1 protein-coding gene is annotated in these 1,451 nt (G+C 39.4%); it reads right to left on the bottom strand.

Annotation, left to right across the window (positions count from 1 at the left end):
* Window positions 1-183: 183 nt before the first annotated feature.
* On the bottom strand, window positions 184-1,353 hold the full coding sequence (locus JOC95_RS21305) for an IS256 family transposase (RefSeq protein WP_204420276.1): 1,170 nt from the start codon (window positions 1,351-1,353) through the stop codon (window positions 184-186).
* Between the last annotated feature and the right edge of the window lie 98 nt (window positions 1,354-1,451).

Genomic DNA, 1,451 nt, shown 5'->3' with positions numbered 1-1,451 from the left:
AGTCAAGTCCTGATTATTGTGTAAAATTGCAGGCAATGATTTCAACCCTATTATTTTTTTGGCGAAGCTTCCATGGACTTTTTTCTTCAAATCTGGGGAGGGATGTCAAAGGCTTTTCACTTTGACATCCCTTCCCAGATTTGAAATCATCCATAATGGAAGTGAAGCTAAAAAGATTATGGTCTATCTACTAAGAAGTGTTTTTCTCTTCGAATAGATGGTTTCCTGATAGTACATCAGAACAGCACCAACTAAACGATAAGCAGATTGGGTATTCGGAAAAATACGAATTACCCTTTCTCTTCTGCGAATCTCTTGGTTTAATCGTTCTAAAGAGTTTGTGCTTCGAATGTGGCACCTGATATTTTGTGGAAAGCTCATATATTGAATGGTATCTTCGAAACCATCTTCAAAAATGGCAAGGGCTTTTTCAAACTTCGGTTCTGACCCAAACTGGCTCATCAATTCATCTTTAAATTGGCGAACATCCTCAATCGTGACAGCATCAAAGACTCGTTTAATCATTGTGCGGATCTCAGTGGTATTCTTCTTAGGGAGTTTATTGATAATATTCCGTTTAAAATGAACATTACACCTTTGCCAGGCAGTTCCTATAAATTCGCGTTGGATTGCACTCTGGAGTCCTTGATGGGCATCAGAAATAACCAGTTTTGGAGACTGAAGACCACGTGACTTGAGTAGTTGAAAGAAACGGCTCCAGCTTTCGAAACTTTCAACATGGTCAACACTCAAACCAAGTATTACGCGTGTGTTTTTCTCTGTAATTGCCGTCGCAACATAAACAGCTTTTGAGACAACACGGTGGTGCTCACGTACCTTAATATACATCGCATCCACAAAGAGAAAAGGGTAATACGTTGTATTCAAGGGCCGCGTGGCCCATTCGTTAACGATAGGGTCAAGCTTCTGCGTAAGTGAAGAGATAAACGATTTGGATACATTTTTACCACAAAGCTGTTCTACAATATTGGTCACTTTCCGAGTGGAAACTCCATTAATGACCATCTCTAACATGGAGAGGACCAAAGCTTGGTCACACCGGGCATACTTTTCAAAAACAGAAGTGGAGAATTCCCCATTACGTGTTCGTGGAACCTTCAGCGTTATGTTGCCGATGCTCATCAATAGTTCGCGATCGTAGTAACCGTTTCGGTAGTCGCGGCGCTCAACAGCACGTTCATATGGTGCAGCATGTAAAAATTCATCCCTTTCCTTTTCCATAAACTCGTTCAACACCAATACAATAGCTGATTTTATCACCATATCAAGATTGGAATTCATAATAGCTTCTTTTAATACATCAACATTCAGGTTAAACTGTAATTGAGTCATCTTTATTCCTCTTTTCATTGTTTATCGTGGTTGAAAACAGTGTTGCCAAGAGTGAATAAAATGACTCTTTCTTTTTACACAATTATATGGACTTAATC

Source organism: Sutcliffiella tianshenii (assembly GCF_016908565.1).
GTDB lineage: Bacteria > Bacillota > Bacilli > Bacillales > Bacillaceae_I > Sutcliffiella_A > Sutcliffiella_A tianshenii.
This window is presented reverse-complemented; position numbering and strand designations above follow the sequence as displayed.